The 21,017-nt window shown below is 43.1% G+C and carries 22 protein-coding genes and 1 pseudogene; 8 read left to right on the forward strand and 15 right to left on the reverse strand.

Going from position 1 to position 21,017, the window contains the following annotated elements; translation table 11 throughout:
- Positions 1-110 precede the first annotated feature (110 nt).
- The 8 genes from E5329_RS18910 to E5329_RS18950 form a co-directional block, all read right to left on the reverse strand.
- Positions 111-938, reverse strand: a complete 828-nt coding sequence (locus tag E5329_RS18910) for a hypothetical protein (RefSeq protein WP_016230222.1) — start codon at positions 936-938, stop codon at positions 111-113.
- On the reverse strand, positions 935-2,347 hold the full coding sequence (locus tag E5329_RS18915; RefSeq protein WP_016230223.1) for a sensor histidine kinase: 1,413 nt from the start codon (positions 2,345-2,347) through the stop codon (positions 935-937). The genes E5329_RS18910 and E5329_RS18915 overlap by 4 nt, the downstream gene beginning before the upstream one ends.
- Before the next feature lie 11 nt (positions 2,348-2,358).
- Positions 2,359-3,063: a LytR/AlgR family response regulator transcription factor gene (locus tag E5329_RS18920; RefSeq protein WP_016230224.1), complete on the reverse strand. Its 705-nt coding sequence runs from the start codon at positions 3,061-3,063 to the stop codon at positions 2,359-2,361.
- A gap of 303 nt (positions 3,064-3,366) precedes the next feature.
- Entirely contained in the window at positions 3,367-4,356 is a 990-nt protein-coding gene (locus E5329_RS18930) for a C39 family peptidase (RefSeq protein ID WP_135990950.1), read from the reverse strand.
- Between the two features lie 21 nt (positions 4,357-4,377).
- Positions 4,378-5,025, reverse strand: coding sequence for an ABC transporter ATP-binding protein (locus E5329_RS18935; RefSeq protein WP_135990951.1), 648 nt, complete (start codon positions 5,023-5,025; stop codon positions 4,378-4,380).
- A gap of 10 nt (positions 5,026-5,035) precedes the next feature.
- A complete protein-coding gene (locus E5329_RS18940; RefSeq protein ID WP_135990952.1) occupies positions 5,036-6,475 on the reverse strand; it encodes an ABC transporter permease in 1,440 nt (479 codons plus the stop codon).
- Position 6,476: 1 nt separating this feature from the next.
- Positions 6,477-7,676 (reverse strand): ABC transporter permease, encoded by a 1,200-nt coding sequence (locus E5329_RS18945; RefSeq protein ID WP_016230228.1) that lies wholly within the window; start codon positions 7,674-7,676, stop codon positions 6,477-6,479.
- A gap of 9 nt (positions 7,677-7,685) precedes the next feature.
- Complete coding sequence (locus E5329_RS18950; protein ID WP_016230229.1) at positions 7,686-8,285, reverse strand: hypothetical protein; 600 nt, start codon at positions 8,283-8,285, stop codon at positions 7,686-7,688.
- Between the two features lie 189 nt (positions 8,286-8,474).
- Here E5329_RS18950 and E5329_RS18955 point away from each other — a divergent pair, with 189 nt between their 5' ends.
- The gene (locus tag E5329_RS18955; RefSeq protein WP_016230230.1) at positions 8,475-9,170 is read left to right on the forward strand and encodes a response regulator transcription factor; all 696 of its coding nucleotides are present in this window, start codon (positions 8,475-8,477) and stop codon (positions 9,168-9,170) included.
- Positions 9,154-10,464: a sensor histidine kinase gene (locus E5329_RS18960; protein WP_016230231.1), complete on the forward strand. Its 1,311-nt coding sequence runs from the start codon at positions 9,154-9,156 to the stop codon at positions 10,462-10,464. The genes E5329_RS18955 and E5329_RS18960 overlap by 17 nt, the downstream gene beginning before the upstream one ends.
- A 106-nt stretch (positions 10,465-10,570) precedes the next feature.
- On the opposite strand, the gene E5329_RS18965 is transcribed toward E5329_RS18960, so the two are convergent.
- The 6 genes from E5329_RS18965 to E5329_RS18990 all read right to left on the reverse strand — a co-directional run bounded on the left by E5329_RS18965 (position 10,571) and on the right by E5329_RS18990 (position 15,472).
- Positions 10,571-11,074 carry a YbhB/YbcL family Raf kinase inhibitor-like protein gene (locus E5329_RS18965; protein WP_016230232.1) on the reverse strand — a complete coding sequence of 168 codons (504 nt, stop codon included), beginning with the start codon at positions 11,072-11,074 and terminating at the stop codon, positions 10,571-10,573.
- Positions 11,075-11,156: 82 nt separating this feature from the next.
- Complete coding sequence (locus E5329_RS18970) at positions 11,157-11,522, reverse strand: winged helix-turn-helix transcriptional regulator (RefSeq protein WP_016230233.1); 366 nt, start codon at positions 11,520-11,522, stop codon at positions 11,157-11,159.
- 462 nt (positions 11,523-11,984) lie between these two features.
- Complete coding sequence (locus E5329_RS18975) at positions 11,985-13,919, reverse strand: recombinase family protein (RefSeq protein WP_135990953.1); 1,935 nt, start codon at positions 13,917-13,919, stop codon at positions 11,985-11,987.
- 43 nt (positions 13,920-13,962) lie between these two features.
- Positions 13,963-14,100, reverse strand: a complete 138-nt coding sequence (locus E5329_RS29940) for a hypothetical protein (RefSeq protein ID WP_168354841.1) — start codon at positions 14,098-14,100, stop codon at positions 13,963-13,965.
- Complete coding sequence (locus E5329_RS18980; protein ID WP_135976790.1) at positions 14,093-14,461, reverse strand: type II toxin-antitoxin system PemK/MazF family toxin; 369 nt, start codon at positions 14,459-14,461, stop codon at positions 14,093-14,095. Before E5329_RS18980 ends, E5329_RS29940 begins: the two co-directional genes overlap by 8 nt.
- Positions 14,462-15,043: 582 nt before the next feature.
- Positions 15,044-15,472 carry an RNA polymerase sigma factor gene (locus tag E5329_RS18990; RefSeq protein ID WP_135990954.1) on the reverse strand — a complete coding sequence of 143 codons (429 nt, stop codon included), beginning with the start codon at positions 15,470-15,472 and terminating at the stop codon, positions 15,044-15,046.
- A gap of 465 nt (positions 15,473-15,937) precedes the next feature.
- Here E5329_RS18990 and E5329_RS19000 point away from each other — a divergent pair, with 465 nt between their 5' ends.
- From E5329_RS19000 to E5329_RS19020, 5 genes are all read left to right on the forward strand, one after another.
- The gene (locus E5329_RS19000) at positions 15,938-16,312 is read left to right on the forward strand and encodes a TnpV protein (protein WP_135990955.1); all 375 of its coding nucleotides are present in this window, start codon (positions 15,938-15,940) and stop codon (positions 16,310-16,312) included.
- Between the two features lie 695 nt (positions 16,313-17,007).
- Positions 17,008-17,382, forward strand: a complete 375-nt coding sequence (locus tag E5329_RS19005; protein ID WP_135990956.1) for a TnpV protein — start codon at positions 17,008-17,010, stop codon at positions 17,380-17,382.
- A 182-nt stretch (positions 17,383-17,564) separates the two neighbouring features.
- Positions 17,565-18,275 carry a TetR/AcrR family transcriptional regulator gene (locus E5329_RS19010; RefSeq protein ID WP_135990957.1) on the forward strand — a complete coding sequence of 237 codons (711 nt, stop codon included), beginning with the start codon at positions 17,565-17,567 and terminating at the stop codon, positions 18,273-18,275.
- Positions 18,272-19,525 carry an MFS transporter gene (locus E5329_RS19015; protein WP_135990958.1) on the forward strand — a complete coding sequence of 418 codons (1,254 nt, stop codon included), beginning with the start codon at positions 18,272-18,274 and terminating at the stop codon, positions 19,523-19,525. The genes E5329_RS19010 and E5329_RS19015 overlap by 4 nt, the downstream gene beginning before the upstream one ends.
- Complete coding sequence (locus tag E5329_RS19020) at positions 19,522-19,710, forward strand: cysteine-rich KTR domain-containing protein (RefSeq protein ID WP_016280223.1); 189 nt, start codon at positions 19,522-19,524, stop codon at positions 19,708-19,710. The genes E5329_RS19015 and E5329_RS19020 overlap by 4 nt, the downstream gene beginning before the upstream one ends.
- Positions 19,711-19,891: 181 nt before the next feature.
- Here the strand turns inward: E5329_RS19020 and E5329_RS19025 are convergent, their stop codons facing one another.
- Positions 19,892-20,173, reverse strand: a complete 282-nt coding sequence (locus tag E5329_RS19025; RefSeq protein WP_016280224.1) for a hypothetical protein — start codon at positions 20,171-20,173, stop codon at positions 19,892-19,894.
- 260 nt (positions 20,174-20,433) lie between these two features.
- Between E5329_RS19025 and E5329_RS19030 the strand changes: the two are divergent.
- Positions 20,434-20,858: pseudogene (locus tag E5329_RS19030) on the forward strand (RNA polymerase sigma factor).
- The last annotated feature ends 159 nt before the right edge of the window (positions 20,859-21,017 follow it).

The raw sequence follows: 21,017 nt of genomic DNA on the forward strand, positions 1-21,017 counted from the left end.
ATCCTCCTTCAAAAAATCTTACCTGCGGCCCCTCTGTCATTCAGGGCCGCCTATGCCCCCTTGCGGTAAGTCCGGGCATGATCTTCCTTACTTCAAAATGCCCGGAATGCTTATATTTTCTGATTTCCAACCACGCTTTTGCTGAATGTGCTTATGTTTTCCTCATAGGCAGTTGCCGCAAGTGCGCTTACTCCTGCGGTCTGGAATGCCGCCGCATCGTCACCGCTTTGCATTCCCCCTGCAAGAAATGCCTGTAACCTCTGCCTGCTTGCCATCTGACTTTTCAGGTAGTTCTCCTGTGCCGCCGCCTTCCTTGCCTGTGCTTTTTTGACCGCCTCCTTCTCCTGTTCCTCCATCAGTTCTTCCATCCTCTCATGGCGTTTTTCCCACCATGATTTTTCATTTCCGGCAAAATTAGAGCCGCTGCCTCCCACCGGTCCCGCATAACCGTAGCATTCTTCCGGGGATGCCCCGATAACATCATAACCAACATAGTTTGAACATCCGGTTATACCTTGAACCGAACATGCTGAACGTACCCGATTCAAAACATATTCCTCATACTCTGGATCAATTTTCATTCTTTCAAAAGCTTCTTCTTTAATTATAATTGCTCCCGATGAGTATGTAGAACGAGCCCACCCGCTAACGGGCATTTGGGATATTTCATTCATAACCCATTGCTTATACTCATCCAACGTCATTTCATCTTTGGATTTTCCACCAACTGAACTATTTGAAACTTTAGCTAAATTCGGCGGATAATTAATTACCATGTCCCCCGCCCATGCTGATGAGCCGGATTTTTCCGCCGCATTCTTTCCTTCCGCGGCTTTCTGCACCTCCTCCGCAAAATTCCCGGTTCCTGCCGCCTTTTGGCTTCTGTTTGTGTAGGCATAGGGGTTTACTCCTGCGCCGCTTACATTACTGATACTCATACCTGTCTCCTTTCCTGTAACATCACCGTTACACTGAACTCATTTTTCTTTACCCTGATATCCACATCCCCCATATATTTCTCCGCTTCCCTCTTTACATTGGAAAGCCCGATCCCATGCATGGAACCCTGCCTTCCGAAAGGCTCCTTTTCCTTTGTGGAGATTGGGAGGTTCGTATCCGCATCCATGATGATCTCCCCTTCAAACGGGTTTCTGACCTCGATCAGGAAGAACTTTCTCTTCTGCCTGCTGGAAATGAAAATGTACCTGTCGCCTTGCCGCATCTTCCCGCAGGCTTCCAGGGCGTTCTGCAGCAGGTTGTTTACAATGATGCCGATGTCATAGGCATCATACCTTTCCGATTCCGGGTAGGTAAATTCTGACCGGAACCGTATGCCCTGCTTTTCCGCTGCTTTCTGCCTGTCGTTCACGATCACGTCAGTAACGGCATTCCCTGTCTTTATGGAAAATTCAAAGGCATCCATGCTCTCATCCATTCTGGAAATGTACTGCCCCATGCTGCCATAGTCCCCGCTTTCAAGCAGCCCCTTGATATTGGTCAGATGGTTTTTCATCTCATGCTTCATCCGGCGGATGCCGTCATAGAACTGATCCACCTCCGCCATCCGCTCCTGTATTGCATGGACCTGCTGCTGTTCCACAAAATACCTTTCCTTTTCCTTCTGGAGTCCCACCATTTTCTGATAAGATATTATGGTCACCAGAATACCGGCATAAAACAGTGCGGCGGCCACAGGCACGATCCCTATCAGCACCGGGTACTGCTCATAAAGCTGTATGGACAGCTCCCCCGTGGTCACGATCAGAATCCGGAATAAAATATTGACAAACAGGATGCCCGTCACGGGCGTCAGCAGCAGATAGCACAATTCCCTTATGTGCAGTTCCATCCTGCATTTCCTGATCTGGCGTGCCACCATATACAGCAGTGCGGAAAAAAGCACAAGCTGCAGCAGTTCCACCAGACAGAAATTCAGGGCTGCATTCCGAAGTACCCGCTCTACTCCTTCCTCCCCTTTCACAAGATGCCTGCCCGTGTAGAAATTCACGCTTGCCACCGCCAGCGAACTCAGGTTTCTGATGCAGAAGAACACCACCCCCATGAACAGTGCGGTTTTCTTTTCCACCCCTAAATACTTTGCCGCCAGCGTCAGCAGGACTATTACGGAAGCCATGCAGACCAGCGCCCCCATACTGACTGCCATGTTAAAAAAATAGATGATGGAATAGGATGCAAACACAGCCAACATCTTTATGATGTCTGCCGGATGCCCCCTTTTCCGCCCCGCCATATACGGATAGAAAAATGCCGTCAGACAGCAGGCATACAGAATGACTTCAATCCCTACCGCTGTATTTTGGAACAGCGTAAAACTTGCCTCACTCAATGGCAGCCCTCCTATTTCATAAACCGCAGGTACGCTTTTACAAAATCTTCATACTTATATTTTGAGATCAGGAGCTTCTCCCCATTTGTCAGCGTTACCTCTGTTTTGTTGTATTCATCCACATAGGACAGGTTGACCAGGTAGCCTTTGTGGACACGGCAGAACTGCCCCTGCAGTTCTTCTTCCAGATCACTCATTTTTGCATAGTATTCCAAAATCCCGTTCTTCATATGGACGGCTATTTTATGGTTCTGGCTTTCCATGTAATAGATGTCGCTTAACGGTATTGTTTTTCCCGTATTCCCATACTGGACCATCAGCACCCTTTTCCCCTGCCCGGCCTGCTGCGCCGCCCTCCTAAAAATCTCGGCAAACCGCCCTTCGTCAATGGGTTTCAGCAGGTACTGGAACGCCCCCACGTCAAAGGCATCATACACATATTTTTCATAGCCCGTGACAAATATGATGATGGGCTGTTTGATATCTTCCATGCCCCTGATCCGTTTTGCCATTTCCATACCATCCATTGATGAATCCGGGCCTTTCAGCTCAATGTCAAGAAACAGCAGGTCATGATCAGCCCCCGCTAAAAAATAATCCTCCGCCGTGGCATATTCCGTGACCTCACACTCCACTCCCTGTTTCCGAACCAGCGAACAGATGTAGCTCCTTATATTTTTTTCATCATCACAGACCGCTATTTTGATTGCCTCCACCTCCTTCTTTCCTCACTTCGTGTATCGGAAAAATAAGAATATTTTTAACTCCGACAGCGTGAATAGACGATTTGACAGCGTAACTGGATTGACGCTTTTTATCCTTAATATCCCCTCTGCCGCTCTCAATATCCCCCGCAAGGCGGCGCAAATGCAAACTACCGTGTAAGCATATTAACTCTGATTCCCCCGCTTTCCAAGCGGTTTCTGCTGTCAGACTTGCCTGCGGAAAAGGCAGACCGCCGCATATGGCGGATGATGGCCATCGTGCGGCGGTTTGTCTTTTGTAGGGTTCCTTTCTTACTATTTCTCTTTGTCATATACCCAAATACTTTTAATCTGATTTTCAATTTCACTGAATGCCCATCTCCTACTGCTCCTTGCTACGCAATTAGGATCGTTTACCATAAATCCCTCGTTATCATACCCATATATGACAACATAGTGACCGGATATTGTGAAATCCCCTTTCCCCATAGCACATATGATAATTCCACCATTATCAAGTACTGCCCTCATATTATTTGCAGTGGAGCTTACGGATAAGACTTTAATGCCATACAGCTTTGGTACATCCTCCATCAAAGCCCATGATGTACCAGTTCCCTCTACATAATATCCATTTTCCGCACTGTAGGCGGCGATACTGTCCGGGGTATGTGTTTCATCCCTGGTCAGATAGAACAATACCATAGACAGACACGTTGGACCGCAGCCTGCCAGCCCAATGCAGCTACCCCCATAGGACTCATACCCCCAGCGCCTGTCCCATTGGAGGAACAGTGGAAATTCCTGCTCTCTTTCGGATGCAGTAATTCCCCCTGTCACTCCGTTCCGGTCAGGATATCCGGAAACAAAATCCGCCATTTCCGGATTATTTGCCAACGCTGCAAGCAGCTCCCCCGGATACTGGGAATGATTTTGATAAATCCCTTCTATCAGGGAGCTTGCCTGCCCCAGCTCACCCAGCCGCTGCAGGACTTCCGCTTCCGTGCGTTCTATAGGCTTGCCAACTTCCCATGTATCAATGCTGCCAATATAATCTACATCATTCAGTTTATCTGGTGGCTGCGCATCTGCGCTGGTCTGTACCCTCCCATATTGCTGTATCTCCAGCCGCTCCAATTCCATCTGCATTTCTTCCAGACGGGCATAGATATTTCTGATACAGAACACAATCACAACCAAAACCGCCACTCTGACTAATAATGATTTCCACCTTATCTGTTGTTTTTTTCTTCTGCTCTCCATCTGCTGCCTGTTCATCCTGACATTTCTGCCACCTGCTACCATCCATGTTCCTCACAATCGTATCTAATTTTCTCCGCTGTCTGTGTCGTCTGCGATTTTCCCTTTCTTTAACCGCAGGACGATATCCGCCTGCTCTGCCAGTTCCCTGCTGTGAGTAACAACAACCACACATTTTTCCTGTTCATGAGCCAGTTTCTGAAAAATAGATATAATCTCATTCGCAGTATCCTCGTCCAAATTTCCTGTCGGTTCATCCGCTAACAGGATGGGCGCCTTGCTTGCCAATGCCCTTGCAATGGCTACCCTCTGCTGTTGGCCTCCGGACAACTGCATCACATTTCTTTTCCGCTGCGCCTCATCAATGCCCATCTGCGCCAGCAATTCTTCCGCATCGGCTTTCCCACCTAACTTTACATTTTCAACCGGCGTTAAATAGTCGATCAGATTATAATTTTGAAAGACCAGAGAAACATGATCCCTTCGGTGTGCATTTAATCCCCTTTGCAGAATATCCTCTCCTGCAATACAGACAGTTCCCTCAACTGGCACATCCAGCCCCGCCAGCAAAGATAAAAGTGTTGTTTTTCCTGAACCGCTGGAACCTAAAATAGCGTACATAATGCCTTTTTTAAATTGATAATTTACATGATCCAGAATCGTCTTGTCTTTCTGCGATTTATAATAATATGAAACATCCTTTAACTCTAACATACAGCCTCCTTTAATTCATCTTGCTCAAAATTTCTTTTGGTTTCTGTACTACCACAAATATACAGGACGATGAAACCGCAGCCAAGATCACGCCCAATATAGAACAGGCAGACAGCAGGACTATTTTTCCTGTCACTTCAGTTTTAACACCCATTACCTTTGTTTCATATTCTGCCACTCCTGCACCTCCTGTCATGCCTTCTTCCGCTTCCCTCTGTTCCTCCTGTTGCTGAACTTGATAACCCACCAGATAATCTGCAACACTTTTAGATAATGAAGGTGCACATACAGTTGCCAGCGTAAAAGAAACACATCCTATCAGGATTCCTTCCAGTATCATCTGTGCTATAATGGCAGCCTTGCCTTTCCCGATTGCCAAAAATATACCTATTTCATGCACCCTGCCTTTCAGCCAGAACAGGAATACAAGAAAAATAATGACTGCGCCCGAAACGGCAACTAAGATCAGTATTATGGTACTCATTTCATCCAGATCTCCGAAATTCGCTGCCATCGTATCGCTCATCCCGGTATTGTCAAGGAAATCATAGCGTTTCCAGTCAATGTCAGCTTTCCTGATCCTCTCCTTTACCGTTTCATACTCATCTACATTCTCTACCCAGAATGTCGCATATTGATATAGCGGATCTCCCTCGCATCCCTGCGGCTTTTCCGGGAAACGCAGGTCTGTCATGATGATGTTCTCACTCCGGTAGCTGTCCCCGTACATGATGGGTGTGATTTTATGGACTGTATCATAAATCCCGACGATCTCCGCACTGTAAACCTTAGATGTTTCACGCTCTTTCCGGTCATTAAATTCCAGTTTATCCCCAACCGTCAATCCATTTAATTCTGCCAGCTCCCTTGATATGACGCATACATCTTTATCCTCTGCTGTGATCATACGTCCCTCATTTACTTCTATATTCCCATTCTGCACATCGAAATCCAGCCGCATTTCCATATTTCCCCGCAATGACACACCCAGCAGGTCTGAATGCTGGTCTACATCCGGGTCTTCAATCCGTACAAAATTTACAGGATTGACCACTATGTTCGCCGTGGTGACATTATATTCCGCAATCCCTTCCTGCCCTGCAAGTGTTTCAATATCCTCCATCTGCAGGGTTTCAAAAGAGTTATCATGCCATATCATCCAATCCCCTGATTCAAGCTGCTCTATATGCGATCCATCCACGCTCCCGTTCTGCCCGCCTAATTTTTCTATTGCCTCTGCCGTCCTGTCATGCCTGTCCGCTTCATTTTCTTCCATCCTGAAAGATGCCCCAAGCGCCTGTTTACCTTCCGTCTGCGTCTGTACATTTGCGGATTTGCACGCCCACCCGGCATAGATAAAGCAGGCTGTTACAAAAACAATGCTTAAAAGAAGAATTGTCTTTGCCCGTTTCCGAACCAGACAGCGTATACTTAACTCTAAGATGTTCATGTTATCCCTCCATTTCCGACAAGGTTTCTTTCACAGGCTTTTTCATATATGGAAAAATAGCTATCCCAGTCAATATTACAACACCAGCCAGTCCGATACATAAAACTCCTGACTGCCAGCTAAATGATAATTCCAATGCTATGCTGTTCCCCTGCATGATGGCAAGACTATTGCTAATCCGTGGTAATAAGAGCTTTGTTGCAATTCCCGCTCCCACGAATGCGACAAAATACAATATCATCTCTTCCAAAATCATTTGAGATAATATATTTCCTTTTGCTATACCCAGACTGATCAGAACAGCAATCTCCGTTTTCCGGCTGCGCATCCACATGGCAAGCAAAAGTCCTGTTATCAGACTGCCGGAAGTTACCGTCAGGGCGAAAATCAAAAACGTAATTCTGCCTGTCTGTCCGATCATCATTTTTAATTTTTGGAATGTATTATCTGTTATCCCAATCGCAGCCCTGTCCTGATACATTCTTTCCAGCACTTCCTTTGTATCCGTGAGCTGCTCAGGATCATTTACATACACTGCCACATTTAAAAAGCAAGTCCTGCCGGACAGCCTGTTCACAAAATCTGCCGTTCCATAAATCTGGTTTTCAATGCGGTTCACTGTCCGCACATTTTCGGTCTGGCTCCGTTCCATCCCCGACAGGAACAATCCGGCAACGACCGCTTCCTGCTCCCTTCCATCCACCGTTTCAAACACAATTTTATCGCCTAACTGAATTCCATTATCTTCTGCCAGAAACTGATTCACTACAATATCTTCACTTCCCTGTGGATAATTCCCCTCTGTAATCCGATAAACTTTATCCGCAAATGGGCTGTCTTTCTCCAGTTCATCGTACCCGTGAACGGTAAATGTATTTTCAGAACCTTCACTGCCTGCAACCGGGATACAGGTTGTAGAACCAACCTGCATCTCCGATATCCGGTTGAGCCAGTTTACATTGGGTTCCTCTTCAATTGCCTGCATATCTGTTTCTTCAAAAGGGTGATCCGCCTCCATGCTCTCCAATATTATTTTGCTCTCTGCATTCTTCCGAAGTTCTTCTGCCAGCCCTAAAGATACTTTCCGTATTCCCAATGTGCCTAAAACCATGCTGTTAATGACCAGAAACAGCAACAGCAATAATACAGACTTCATCTTTTTTCTCCGGATATAGCAGAGCGCTCTTTCCAAACAACCCATCCTGACCTCCTACTGCCACCTTATGATAACAACCTTGTCAGCAATCCATTGTTTATCATCCTGACTGGTGCCGAATATATTCACATCCGTTTCTTTCTTGATACTGTTTTTGTCAGTGTCCTCTCTCGAAATTTCTGTCTGCGATCCCATGCTGAAATATATAACCTGAAAAATAACATCATCCGCATAAGTTATATGAATGTTCGTTTCTTCCGATTCATATCCCGGAGCTGCAATACCTCCCTCCATTGAGCCATCCTCATTTATGATCAGTGTCCGAGGTGTTATGGTGCATCCCGCATCTGAAAAATCAACAACTCGCCCGCTTAGATTTGCCCCGTCATAAAATACACCTTCTTCGTGATTATCTGCAATCTCGCCGCTGTTTTTCGCATCAGTGTTATTCATATCTTCCTGACCGCCCTCTGCCTCATTGCTGCTGTTTTTTCCATCCGCCGCAATTTCCTCGTTATAGCCGCTCTCATTTGTCATATGCACATCTGACGGCTCCGGCTGCTCATTTTCTTTTCCTGCACATCCCGCCATGCCCATACACAAAACCACGGACAAACAAAGAACTCCTGCAGCTTTCAACATCTTTTTTCTCATCTTCCATACCTCTTTTCTTTTTATTTGGCTTTTTGCCTGTTCTATGTTTCATTGAACATATTCAAAGAATAACATCCGGCCATCCTAAAAATCTCCTATTTCATCACCCAATATTAAGTATTTTTTAGAAGATTTTTAGGAATTGTTTTGCTATACTTAGTATAGGAATCTGACGGATTGGAGGCCGCTATGAAAATTCTATTATTAGAAGATGACAAATACCTGTGTGGCAATATAAAACAGCAGCTTACAAAAGAGGGATATATCGTGGATGCCTGCAATGACGGAGAGGAAGGTTTTCTACTTGCCTTAGACCAGGGAAACAGTTATGACCTGGCTGTTATTGACCGTATGCTCCCCGTTATAGACGGCCTTGCCATCATAAAAGCAATGCGGAATAAGAAAATACAGATTCCCGTTATTATCATTACCGGGATGTCCGAATTACAGGATAAAATTGAAGGGTTAGACAATGGTGCTGATGATTACCTTACAAAACCCTTTCACATCAGCGAATTATCTGCACGAATCAGGGCATTGACCCGCAGGCCGGCTATTATGGCCAGGCAAAACTGTCTTACTTACCATGATCTTTCCCTTGACATTTCAAAAAGACAGCTTGAATGCAGAAACAATCATTTGGTACTGACACCGACAGAATTCCATTTAATGGGTATCTTTCTTGAAAAGCCGGAGATCGTGCTTACGAGGGAGCAACTTATACAAAAGGTTTGGGAAACGGATGCAGACGTGGAATCAAAGAATCTGGATAACTACATCTATTTTTTACGAAAACGCCTCCGCACTGTCGGAAGTGAATGTGTCCTGGCCTCTATCTACGGCTCCGGATTTATATTGGAGGTAAAGCATGGTACAAAGCCTTAAAAGAAATCTTTATTTTTTGATGGTTGGCTCCCTCATGTTCATCTTTTCTATCGTATTCTGCCTGATGGTCCATGAAAATATAAAGGCAAAGAGGAATTCGGAACTGGCTTACTTTAACAGGATGACAACCACCCTTGTCCTACAATTAGAGCATGAATCTGATTATCAAACATGTTTAAACCTTTATGAAGAAAGGCGTGATATGTATTTTCAGCTTTCTTCTGATACCGGGCGTTCTCTTTACCAAAGTGAATATTTAGGAGACAACACTGATATTATTGATACCTTTTTAACTACATTGCTTGGTACGGAGGGCGATTTTACCTTTAGTCCATCCAGCTTGAAAGATTATTATTACAGCAGGCAGAGCGGAGCTTATACCATCGAAGCGTTAAACGGAAAAAAGTATTATTGTGTAAACTGTCTGGTTGTCACAGATTATGGCAGCATATATACAGTTACCGCAATAAAAGAAAAATCCAGCTTTGCCACATTGTTAAAACCGAAATCCGGATATTATTTCTGTATATGGTGCGGCGTCCTCGTTTCTATTATCTGCCTTTCCAAAATACTGATCAGAAAGGCTGTAAAACCCACCGAAAAAGCCATGCAGAGCCAGAAAGACTTTATCGCTGCCGTTTCCCATGAATGCAAAGCCCCATTGGCAGCGATCCTTTCCTCCGCTGAAATGATTGAATCTGTACCGAATATTCCAGATACTGTTACGGATCATGTACGGGTGATTGATGCAGAGGTATCACGAATGTCCCGGCTTATCCGTGATCTGCTCCTGCTCTCATCCATTGATGCCGGAAACTGGTCTTTCCACATGGATGAGGTCAATGTTGACACGTTATTGATAAACCTATATACAAAATTTGAACGTATCTGTAGAAAAAAGGATATACAATTACAGCTTAATATACCAGATGAATGCTGTCCGCCGCTTTATTCCGATGCAGACCGGTTAGACCAAATTATCAGTATTTTTCTTGATAATGCGGTTTCATACTCACCGCCCGAATCTGAAATTTCATTAAACGCATCTGTAAGAAAAAATGAATTGATATTTACCATCATAGATCATGGAATCGGAATCAGCGAAAAAGAGAAACCATTTATCTTTGATCGTTTCTATCAAAGTGACAAATCCCGTACCCAAAGGGAGCATTTTGGACTCGGACTTAGCATCGCAAATGATTTAGTCCATAAACTGGAAGGAAAAATTAAACTGTTTGATACGCCTGGAGGAGGATGCACTTTCAAAATATTTCTTCCCTTAAAACAGCAATAGATGGCATGGAACTACTATTCTCCAAAAATAAGAAGTACAAAATGAAAAGGGAGCCAGTACTGCTCCCTTTTCATTTTTACGCTCTCGCCCTTAATGTGCCAGCTATTTAATTTTCATATATCCCTTTCAGCGTAAACTGGTCTAAGATATGCCCGTCCATTTCCCGGTGAAGTTCATTCAGCAGAAATCCCTTTTCCAACTCCAGCATCTTATCCAAGGCATACACATGAAGTTCATATACGTGCGGCTTATCGGGCGGCGTCATCCCGCCGTAATAACAGGAAAGCTCCGTGGACTGCTCTCCGCCCTGTATGCTCGTCCAGCTATTCCTTCCCTGCACAAAGTCATCCGCCGTCTGGCTCTCATTCTCTTTGATCTCAAAACGGGTAATATTTGCCGCCAGCCAGTGTATCCATGCGAATCCCCCTGTCACCGGGTATGCGTCCTTGTCCTCCAAAACAATGGCAATCGACACCGTTTCCTGCGGCGCACCTTCCACCTTAAAGGGTAAAGAATAAGTAGGGATGCCGTTTTCATTGAACTGCGTCCCATGCCCGCCATATTGGGGCTGGATTACTCCGTTTATAATGCCGCTGCTTGTAACATTCATCTTTGATATCCTCCAATTCGATTTATGATGATATTTTAAGCGGCGGTTTCCGGACAGTAAATTACCCACTTTTTCGTGGGTACTAATCCGGAACTACTCCCTTTTCCTCCAGAATATGCCCCATGCCGTTTGCTTTCAGATAATCAATCCCTATATGCTGCATGATCCTTAATGCCTCCAGTATCTCCCTTCCCATACCATCCGTTAAGGAATATTCCACATGGAGCGGGTACCCCTCATAGGACTTTTTTTCCACAAATCCGTAATCCATCAGTTCCTTTAACTGCTCCAACAACATTTTCTGTGTAATGCCGTCTATATCCCGCTCCAGCTTCGCCAGGGATGTTGCCCCTAAACGCAGCCGCCATAAGATGATCGGTTTCCATTTCCCTTTGATCATGTCATGCACCAGTTCCAAAGGGCAGGTATATTCTGTCCTCATTTTCATAGACGATGCCCCTTTCCGTTTCCTATTACTTCGACAGAAAACCGTTCCCGCTAAAGCAAAAGCATCCACTGAATTATACCATAAATATTTTCTGTTTTTCACCCAATGTCACGAAACGACTATTTTTCGGGAGTGGAAAGCAAAAAAGAGCCATTGACAGTCCTTGCCCTCCTGCTAACATTTTTCAATTTTTCTGTATACTAACAGGTAAAACCCCATACTATCACGGAAACTCATATACAAACACGAAAACTCCGAGCGGTTTCCGTGTTTGTATCATATACCCCGTTTTCCGACAGCATTTTCCGTCAAACTGATACCCTTTTCCGCAAAAACCAACAATATCCTACCCCTTTTTACCTTTCCGCTTTATACTATCACGGAAACCCCTGACTTTTGCGTGATAGTATACTTTTGCCTGATAGTACGATATTTTCCCTAATCGCCATCCTATCAGCGGCATCAAAAAACACAAAAATAGGGGTCCACCACACACCGTGATGAACCCCACCAAGCCTTAAAACCCTTGATTTTAAGCCATTCTTCAATACTTTTGCCTGTTAGTACCAAAAATCCTATGGCATTATTTCTGAATAGCCGCCTGTGCAGAACGTAACTTTGATAGGCGTTTTTTGCTGTCACACTTATGTTGCTGTAATCCATGCTTAAGACATATGTACGAGGACTTTCGTCCTCATCTTCGTTCCCCTCCTCAATAGTTGCATTGGCATGATTTTTTCTGCCCTCAACTTTGCAAACAAGTGATTGCGTTTCATTCGGCAGGAAATTCAAATCCCAACGATACCTGCAATTATCTACGGGAATAATTTGTGAAACAAATTTATCAATTATGCTGTCATCAAGTTTGGGTTTGGAAAAGTCTAACACTTCCCCAAGTACAGCTCCTATTTTCCCTATGTCAAATTCCATGCCACCCTCGCAATCAGATTGCTCACTCATCCGTGACTTTTCTTCCATATATTTATTAAGTTCCGCTTCGGTCGTATCTTTCAGCGACTTAAATTCTTCTTTGGTAATTTCCCCATCAGCCCTCATGCTGATAAGATTATCAATCTTATTTTTTAGCCTTGCTATTTTTCCCTCTAACGCCGAAGCTGCGGCTTGATTGTTCTTGGTATCTGATTGATAATGTTCATTCAAGAGCCTATAAACCTCTAAGATTGCATTCTTACGTTCTTGCTCTGACCAGATGCCCTCGAAAATCTTCTTAGCCATAATTTCCAATTTCCAATCACCGACCATACGGATGTCACAATAGCCCTCTGTATCAAGACCATTCTTCTCTCGGAAAGCCTTGCTGCCATTATTGACTTGATTATAGCACTGATACCCGAAAACTTCATCTCCCCTCTTATTAGTTCTCCACTTGTTTTTTCGGAATGTTGAACCACAACTGCAACGTAACTTTCTAAGCCATACATCTTGTGTAGATTTCTTTCCATATGTTCTCTCACCTTTGTTTACTATCATTTTTGTTGTCCGTGCCTTGCGTATTTCGCTGCACTTATTCCAAACTTCCTCTGAAACAATCGGCTCAAAATCCCCCTTGACATACATATATGTTTCTTCATCAAGATTCTTTATCCGCTTCTGTTCCAGATAATTATTGCTGAACGATTTCAGATAACAATTATATCCTTTATATGTGGCGTTATGCAGGATGCGTCCGATTTTTGATGCAGACCAGCTCACCTGCCCATGCCCATCCTTTCTCCCAAGACGACAGAGTTCTTTTGCAATTTTGGTCTGCCCTGCGCCTTGTAAATACAAATCAAAAATCATTCTTACTGTTTCTGCCTGTTCCTCATTTATTACATAAGTGCTTCCTACACGGTCATAACCAATGATATTTCCATTTCCATATAAAACACCATTTTCACGGCTGATTTTCTGCCCCGCCCGAACACGTTCAGAAACTTTACGGCTTTCCTCTTGTGCTAATGTTGCCATTATCGTAAGTCTAAGTTCTCCGTCCCCATCCATTGTCCAAATGTTATCTTCCACAAAATAGACTTCAATTCCAAGATTTTTCAACTCCCTTGTTGTTACCAGAGTATCAACCGTGTTTCTTGCAAAACGGCAGACTTCACGAGTTACAATTAGGTCAAACTTTCCTGCCCTTGCATCTTCAAGCATCCTTAAAAATGCGGGACGTTTTTTCGCTTGTGTCCCTGTTATTCCCTCGTCGATATATTTTTGAAGGACATTCCAGTTACTGTGCCGTTCCGTCTGGTCATCGTACCACTGTAATTGATTTTCAAGAGCTGCAAGTTGAGCTTCATGCTCTGTTGAAACTCGCCCATAATATACAACCGTCCGCTCTCTGTTCTTATCTAAAAAAATATAAGGATTATGCCTAGCTGCTATATTTTGCATAATGAATTCCTCCTTGCTTTGTTTTTTATAATCGTACTAAAAATCAAGCCGCTTGTGAAATGTGCAAATTGTAGTGCTTGTAGACATTTATATATGTTTCTTTGTTTACAAGCCCTTTTTCAAAGAGAAGCTCAATTAATATGGCAGCAACATACTCTTTATCAATCTCAATTTTATCCATTCCGATGTCCTCCTTTAATGGAAACGCTGATGGCAAGAGCCTTGTCAACTCTTGCCATCGCTTCAGCGGGCATCATGCCCATATACTGTTTTAATCTTTTTTTATCTATTGTACGAATTTGTTCAAGCAAAACAATAGATTCTCTGTCAAGTCCCTCAAAGTTCTTTACTTCGGTGTGTGTCGGCAATTTTGCCTTTGTCTGTGTCCTGCCCGTGATAGCGGCAATGATGACTGTCGGGCTGTGCCTGTTGCCTATATTATTGGAAATGATAAGTACGGGTCGTGTGCCGCCCTGCTCCGAACCGACAACGGGATTAAGCTCTGCGTAGTAGATGTCGCCACGCCTGATTGTTTTTTCCATATTTTTTATAACCTCCATCTGGATTTAGGCAGGAATACCCTGCCTATGTAACAGCCAAATGCAAGGGAGTATTTAAGGTCGGGAGAGCATAAAACAAGCCCTGTTCCAATAGACCGCCCTGCATCTGGCTTTATGATAAAAGGCATTTTCTATTTGTCCCCGACATCCCGAAAATGCTGATGCGTGATTACGCAAGGGAAATCACCAAACGGTCAGCAGCGAACTGACGCCACGGGAGTTGCACCCCAACTGTCGGTCTGACAGAGCCGCCCCCATTGCCTGCGGCGGATTGGTTACCGCTCGGACTGTGGCTGGACGGGAGTATCATTGTCCTCTTTGTGGGTCTTGGCGAAATCGGGAGCTGCCCGATATTTTCAGTCGATATTTTCCGCTTGCCGTCTTTCGGCGGGTCATGGCGTACCGCTGCACACGCTTACGCTTATTACAGCCACAAAGAGAATGTATTTGGTGAATGGATATTCGGTTGTCAAAGAGCCATCCCGTTTCCGATATAAAAGAAAACTGGGCAAGAGATTTTTGCCCTCTCACCCAGTAGCCGATGGGAGAGTGCGATTTTGGACACTATCCCAAAAGTTTTTTAATTTTTTTCTTAAACCTGTTCAAACGCTTGTAAATGACTTCCTTGTTTAAACTCAATTCCACTGAAATTTCAGTGACTGAAAAGCCCTGCGTCCTCATCAGCAACGCTTGGAGAGTGAGCTTGTCCAACTGATGCAGCTCTTGATACAGCACTGCATTTTCAATGCTGTCCAAAAATTCCTCAACCGTTTTTACTTCGGGCTGTGCTGTGTCCTCTGCCACTTCCTCAAGATATGTACCCGCATCCTGCAATTTCTCATAGTACCGTCTGTCGGAATTGAATATCGCCCAATCATGGACACGGAGCTTTTCAATATCGCCCTCGCTGACACCCAAGCTCCTAAGCTGCTTTTCCTCGGCTTCTTTCCATATTCGCCATTTTCTTTCTTCTCTGGCTTTGTTGTACGCCATAATCCGTTACCTCCAATCTGAATTTTTTTGAAAATCCAGATTGAAAGGCGGAGAACGGCATCCCACGCCAGAAACAGCCCTGCGGCGTATTCCGACAAAAAACGACAAAAGAAAAACCGTAAGGGCTGTCGTGCCTTTACGGTTTATAGATATATTAGTTCTTATATGTAGAGATTTGACTTCTACTTCTTGGATAAAAAGCCCCCTTGCACTGACAAGGATTTTTTTAACAGGCTGTCCACCCATCTCCGATATGATATATATAACTGGAAATTGCTATTTGCAGGCAATAAAAATCCCTCCAAACTTAAAACAGGTTTGGAGAGTGCTTGTTAAGTCTTTCGGGCATAGCAATACCGCCCACCAAGGGCGGCGTTCCATAAGGAAGTAAAAACCAAAAGACTTTGTAAACAGCCAGTATGATTGGATTGTAGGCAAATTCAAATCATACGGAGGAATTGCAAAATGGCAAAATCAATTTTTGAGAGATTAGGCGGCGAATATGAACAGCAAGGAGATTATCTAATACCACGCTTGACTGTACCTGCTGAAGAAGACCGTTCAATAGGCATATGGGGGCGGCGGCATCTGGACTATCTGAAACAGTACCGCAAAGTTACATACACCAATCTTCTCACAAGTGGCAAACTGAACGCCTACCTCGCCGACATCAATGAACAGGCACAAGAACGCTCCCACAGGCTCATAGAGGACATGAAGCAGGCACAGGGCATAACGGAACAGCTTAAGGCAGAAAACGCTTTAGAATGGACAGGAAAAGTCAACAATATTAGCGCATATGCAAGGGAAATCGTAGAGCAGGAAATAATTTATACATAAACATATTGTTACACCACTTATAGTATGTGGTGTTTCACACATAATAAAATAGAGCCTTACGGCTCTATTTTATTATGTATTAAATTATTTTTCCAACCTCAACCCTATTAATCCAAATAAACTTATTTTCTTACATAATATGCTTATCAACAGCAAAACAATAAAACAAATCTACCGAACATCTTTCCAAAATTTCTTTTTAATATCCTTCGCTGTATAATTAAAGCTACCTCGCCGAAAAGCAAGTAATCAAAGACATTACAATTACCACAAAAAAATCTCTAAAAGAGCATAGATAACCATTGCTTCGTCTGAAAGGCGGTAAATATGCAGACTCCAAAATGGTTTTTGAAAGCGATGTTTTCTATATATTGCACAATTACACCCGCATTTTTTCTCTTGCACTAAAATATCTGATATGCTATATTATAGATAGAAATGGGAAAGCCACAGAAGCGGCTCTACCCCCGAACAATAACTTTTTACCTCATAAGAGGCAAGCCGTCACTATTGCGAGTAGTGGCGGCTATTTCTTTTTTCCCTTGTAAATCTGATAAAACAAATTAGCAAGGGCAACAATGAGTATTCCAATCTGAATTAAGTATGAAACCAGATAAGGACAAAACTCAAAAATTGTGTTTAAGACAGCAGACACAAATATGTGGAGTGAATATCTTATCTGGAGGAAACAGAAAATGGCAAAATCATTATTTGAACAGTTAGGCGGTACATATCACAAAGAAAATGGATATTTTATTCCAGATTTACGATTGCCCGCCGAAGAAGAACAGCCGATAGGCACATGGGGACAGCGGCATCTGAATTATCTGAAGCAGTACCGCAAGGTTACATACACCAATCTTCTTATAAGCGGCAAAATCAACGCCTATCTTGCTGACATCGACAGGCAGGCGCAGGAACGCTTTGAAAGGCACATTGAGGACATGAAACAGATACAAGGCATAACGGAACAACTAAAGGCTGAAAATGCCTTAGAATGGGTAGGACAGTTAGGCAACATAAGAGCTTGTGCAAGGGAGATTGTAAACAAGGAAATCATTTTTACATAAGTGGACAAAAGCGGCAGGGAGAAATCTCTGTCGCTTTTTAAATGTCGAGAATTTTGTGGATTTTGAACATAAGTGATTTTTGTGCTATGGAAAATTATGGCTATTGCAAAAATTTAAGAATGATGCTAAAATAGTTATTGACTTAAAGTCAATAACTAAATACAAAGGAGGTGCAATAACATTTGGCTAGACCTGTAAAAAAGAAACCAGAACAATGGAAAAAGGAAATACTGGATGCAGCGCAGAAACTGTTTATCTCCAAAGGGTACGAAGAAACTTCGGTTTCTGACATTATGGATATGGTAGGCGGAGCAAAAGGAATGTTTTACCGTTGTTTTCAAAGCAAAGAGGAAGTAATGTACGCATTAGGCAATCAAATGTTTTTCGAGGACAACCCATTTGAAACAGTCAAGGGGAGGGATGACTTGAACGGGCTGCAAAAAATCAGGTTGTTGCTTACACTGAATCAGTCGGACGATGAACGAAACCAGATAAATATGCAGGCAGTCCCGATTTTGAAAGACCCGCACATTTTAGCGGCGGCAGTTGCAGAAAACAGGCGTGTATTAACCCCCTTGTGGTTGGAATTGTTGGAGGAGGGAAAAAAGGACGGTTCTATCAAGACGGAATATACAAAAGAGCTTTCCGAGCTTTTGCCGCTTATCAACTTCTGGCTCATGCCCTCGGTATTCCCTGCAACAGAGGAAGAACTGTATCATAAATATCATTTTGTAAAAGAAGTGTTAGCCCATATGGGACTGCCAATTTATGATGATGATGCGACAACCTTTACAGAAAAATTTATCACTGATATTACGGAAACACCCTGCGGGCATACTTCTATGCCAGAAAATGCAGGAAAAAATAAGGAAAAAGGAGGGAATCAGCCATGACGGAAAAATTATTTACGAAAAATTTTGCGCTCCTTATTTTGGGGCAGCTAACCTCATTGTTTGGAAATTTCATATTGAAATTGGCATTGTCCATGTATGTACTGGAAGCGACTGGTTCGGCAGCCATATTTGCAGGGATATTGTCTGCTGCTACAATCCCGACCATTCTTTTGTCACCGCTTGGCGGTATCTTGGCGGACAGGGCAGACAGACGAAATATTATGGTGGCGTTAGACGCATTGACTGGTGTATCAGTTTTATGTGCGGCATTATTCTTGTCGGAAAGCAATGCCATTGCCGTAATCAGTACGTTGCTTATTATACTTTCTATTTTGGGTGCGTTTGAAACGCCTACTGTCCAGGCGTGTATTCCTACCATGTTACAAGGCGACAATATTATGAAAGGAAATGCCGTTGTAAATCAAGTGGCGTCTTTATCCTATCTGATTGCCCCTATGTTGGGCGGTGTATTATATGCCGTGTTTGGACTGAAACCCGTGATGTATGCGAGCGTTGTCTGTTTTTTTATTACTGCGCTGTTTGAATGTTTTATAAAATTGAGCTATCAGCGTATTCAAAGTCAAGGCGGTGTGCTTCAGATTGTTAAACAGGATTTTTTATCAAGTATGCAGTATATTTCAAAAGAACAGACCAGCATATCAAAGATGCTGCTCTTAACGGCATTCTCAAGGTTTTTTGTGATGGGCATTACCATAGTCGGGCTCCCCTTTCTTGTGCGGACTGTCCTCGGATTGAATGCAAAGTATTATGGGGCTGCGGAAAGTGCGTTGGCAGTCGCTACAATCTTGGGGAGCATTGCCGCAGGAGTTTTGGCAGAAAAATTGAAAATACATAAATTATCTGTCCTGCTTGCAACTCTTGGTATTTTTATTATCCCTGCCGGCATTGTTTTCCTTTTGCCAGTGAACGCTATTATAAAGTATGGCGTTACGGTTGTATCATTTTGCGGTGTGCAGGCTGTTATCAGTATATTTTCTATTTTTGCTGTTTCCCTCATACAGCAGAGGACGCCAAATCATTTAATAGGAAAAGTGATGGCTTATACATCAACGGTTACTTTGTGTGTCCAGCCCATAGGACAAATTGTGTACGGTTTTTTGTTTGACAGATTTTACAGTGCCATATATTTTGTCTTAATCCCAACTGGCATCATAGTTTGCATTGTAGGATTATCTGCAATGAGCTTCTTTAAGAATATGGAAAAGGAACAGCAGGAGGTGTCAGCATGAAGCAGGAAAAGTGGTTATTGTGTCCTGTATGCGGAAACAAGACGAGATTGAAATTGCGTGAAGATACGGTGCTTGAGAAATTCCCTTTATTTTGCCCAAAATGCAAACAGGAAACTCTTATAAATGTCCGACAAATGAATATGTCTGTTATCAGAGAGCCAGACGCAAAGACGCAGAGCCGATGAACTTGTGAAATAAAACCACAGTTTGTTGGCTCTGTTTTTGCTTATAGATATAGCAGTAATATTGTACCTAATGCTATCCATAAAGAATAATAAGCTATATAGATAAAGGTGATACGGATTTTCAAATTTGTACCACCTTTGTGTTTTATCCATATTGTTCAACAATATAATCTACTTATAATTAATCATCGTATGTACTACGTAATTTTTTCATTGATGTTCTTCCGTGAGGTTTTGTATAATTTCCGTCAATTATTTCAAATGGAATTTCTTTTCCGTTCTCAAGTGTGAGCCTTGGCCTAATTCTCGTATCAATAAAATCTGCAATACTGGTATTTTCCGCAGCACAACGGTCATATGCATATTCCTCAACCTGTGTTTCGGGATCTGCCCATGCTCGAACTTTAATCCCCTCTTTGTCCTCAACTTTTTCTACAAAATTACGTAATGAAATTTTAGCCATAATTATCCTCCCATTAATTAGTTGTTATTGAATTGTTAATAACTGATTATCAAGTATATAATAACTCCATGTCAACAGGATGTCAATAGTAAAATTCCATTATATTGTGAAGAATAATATATTATCAAAGAGCCAGACGCAGAGCCGATGAATGGAGGGTAAGATTACCACTGTTCATTGGCTCTGTTTTATTTATGAAATATTTTTAGGAGATGTTAGTTTCATGTCTTTGCAGAAAATTATCATAGGAGAAAAAAAGAATGGCATACAACAACAGACGAGAAAATAGAAATGGCTTATCTGGAAAGAAGCCGAGGAAAAAATATTGCGGGAGCATGGAGTTGATGAAAACACCATTGAACAAATCCGCACAGACGACAGGGCAGACTTTAATTCTAATAGGCGGTTTTACCATTGGACAAGCGACTTCGGCGAATATCTTGAGGGGATGGCAGACAGGGAGCGAGATACCGAGGTAAAGACTGTTTCTGATTTACTGGATGAGATTGAGGACGAAACTTTGTATCGGGCATTGCTTGCGGTGGACAGGCGTACCCTGCAAATTATCCTGCTGAAAATGCAGGGGTATTCCACAAAGGAGATTGCCCCGCTTGTGGGATTGACAACAGGGGCTATCTATGCAAGGCTAGACCATCTGCGGAAAAAACTGCGGAAGATTTTATAACCAACGAATAAAGGCAGTTTTTTGGCGGGCTATTGGGTGGGGATAAAATTTCCCCACCCAATTTAAAATTATATGAATAAAATTTCTGTCCACAGGGAATACTGAAAAGTTTGCCCAAAATCTTGACATGGGTACAGCCGCTATGATATTCTGAAATAC

It is taken from the genome of Petralouisia muris, assembly GCF_004793545.1.
Taxonomy (GTDB): Bacteria; Bacillota; Clostridia; order Lachnospirales; family Lachnospiraceae; genus Petralouisia; species Petralouisia muris.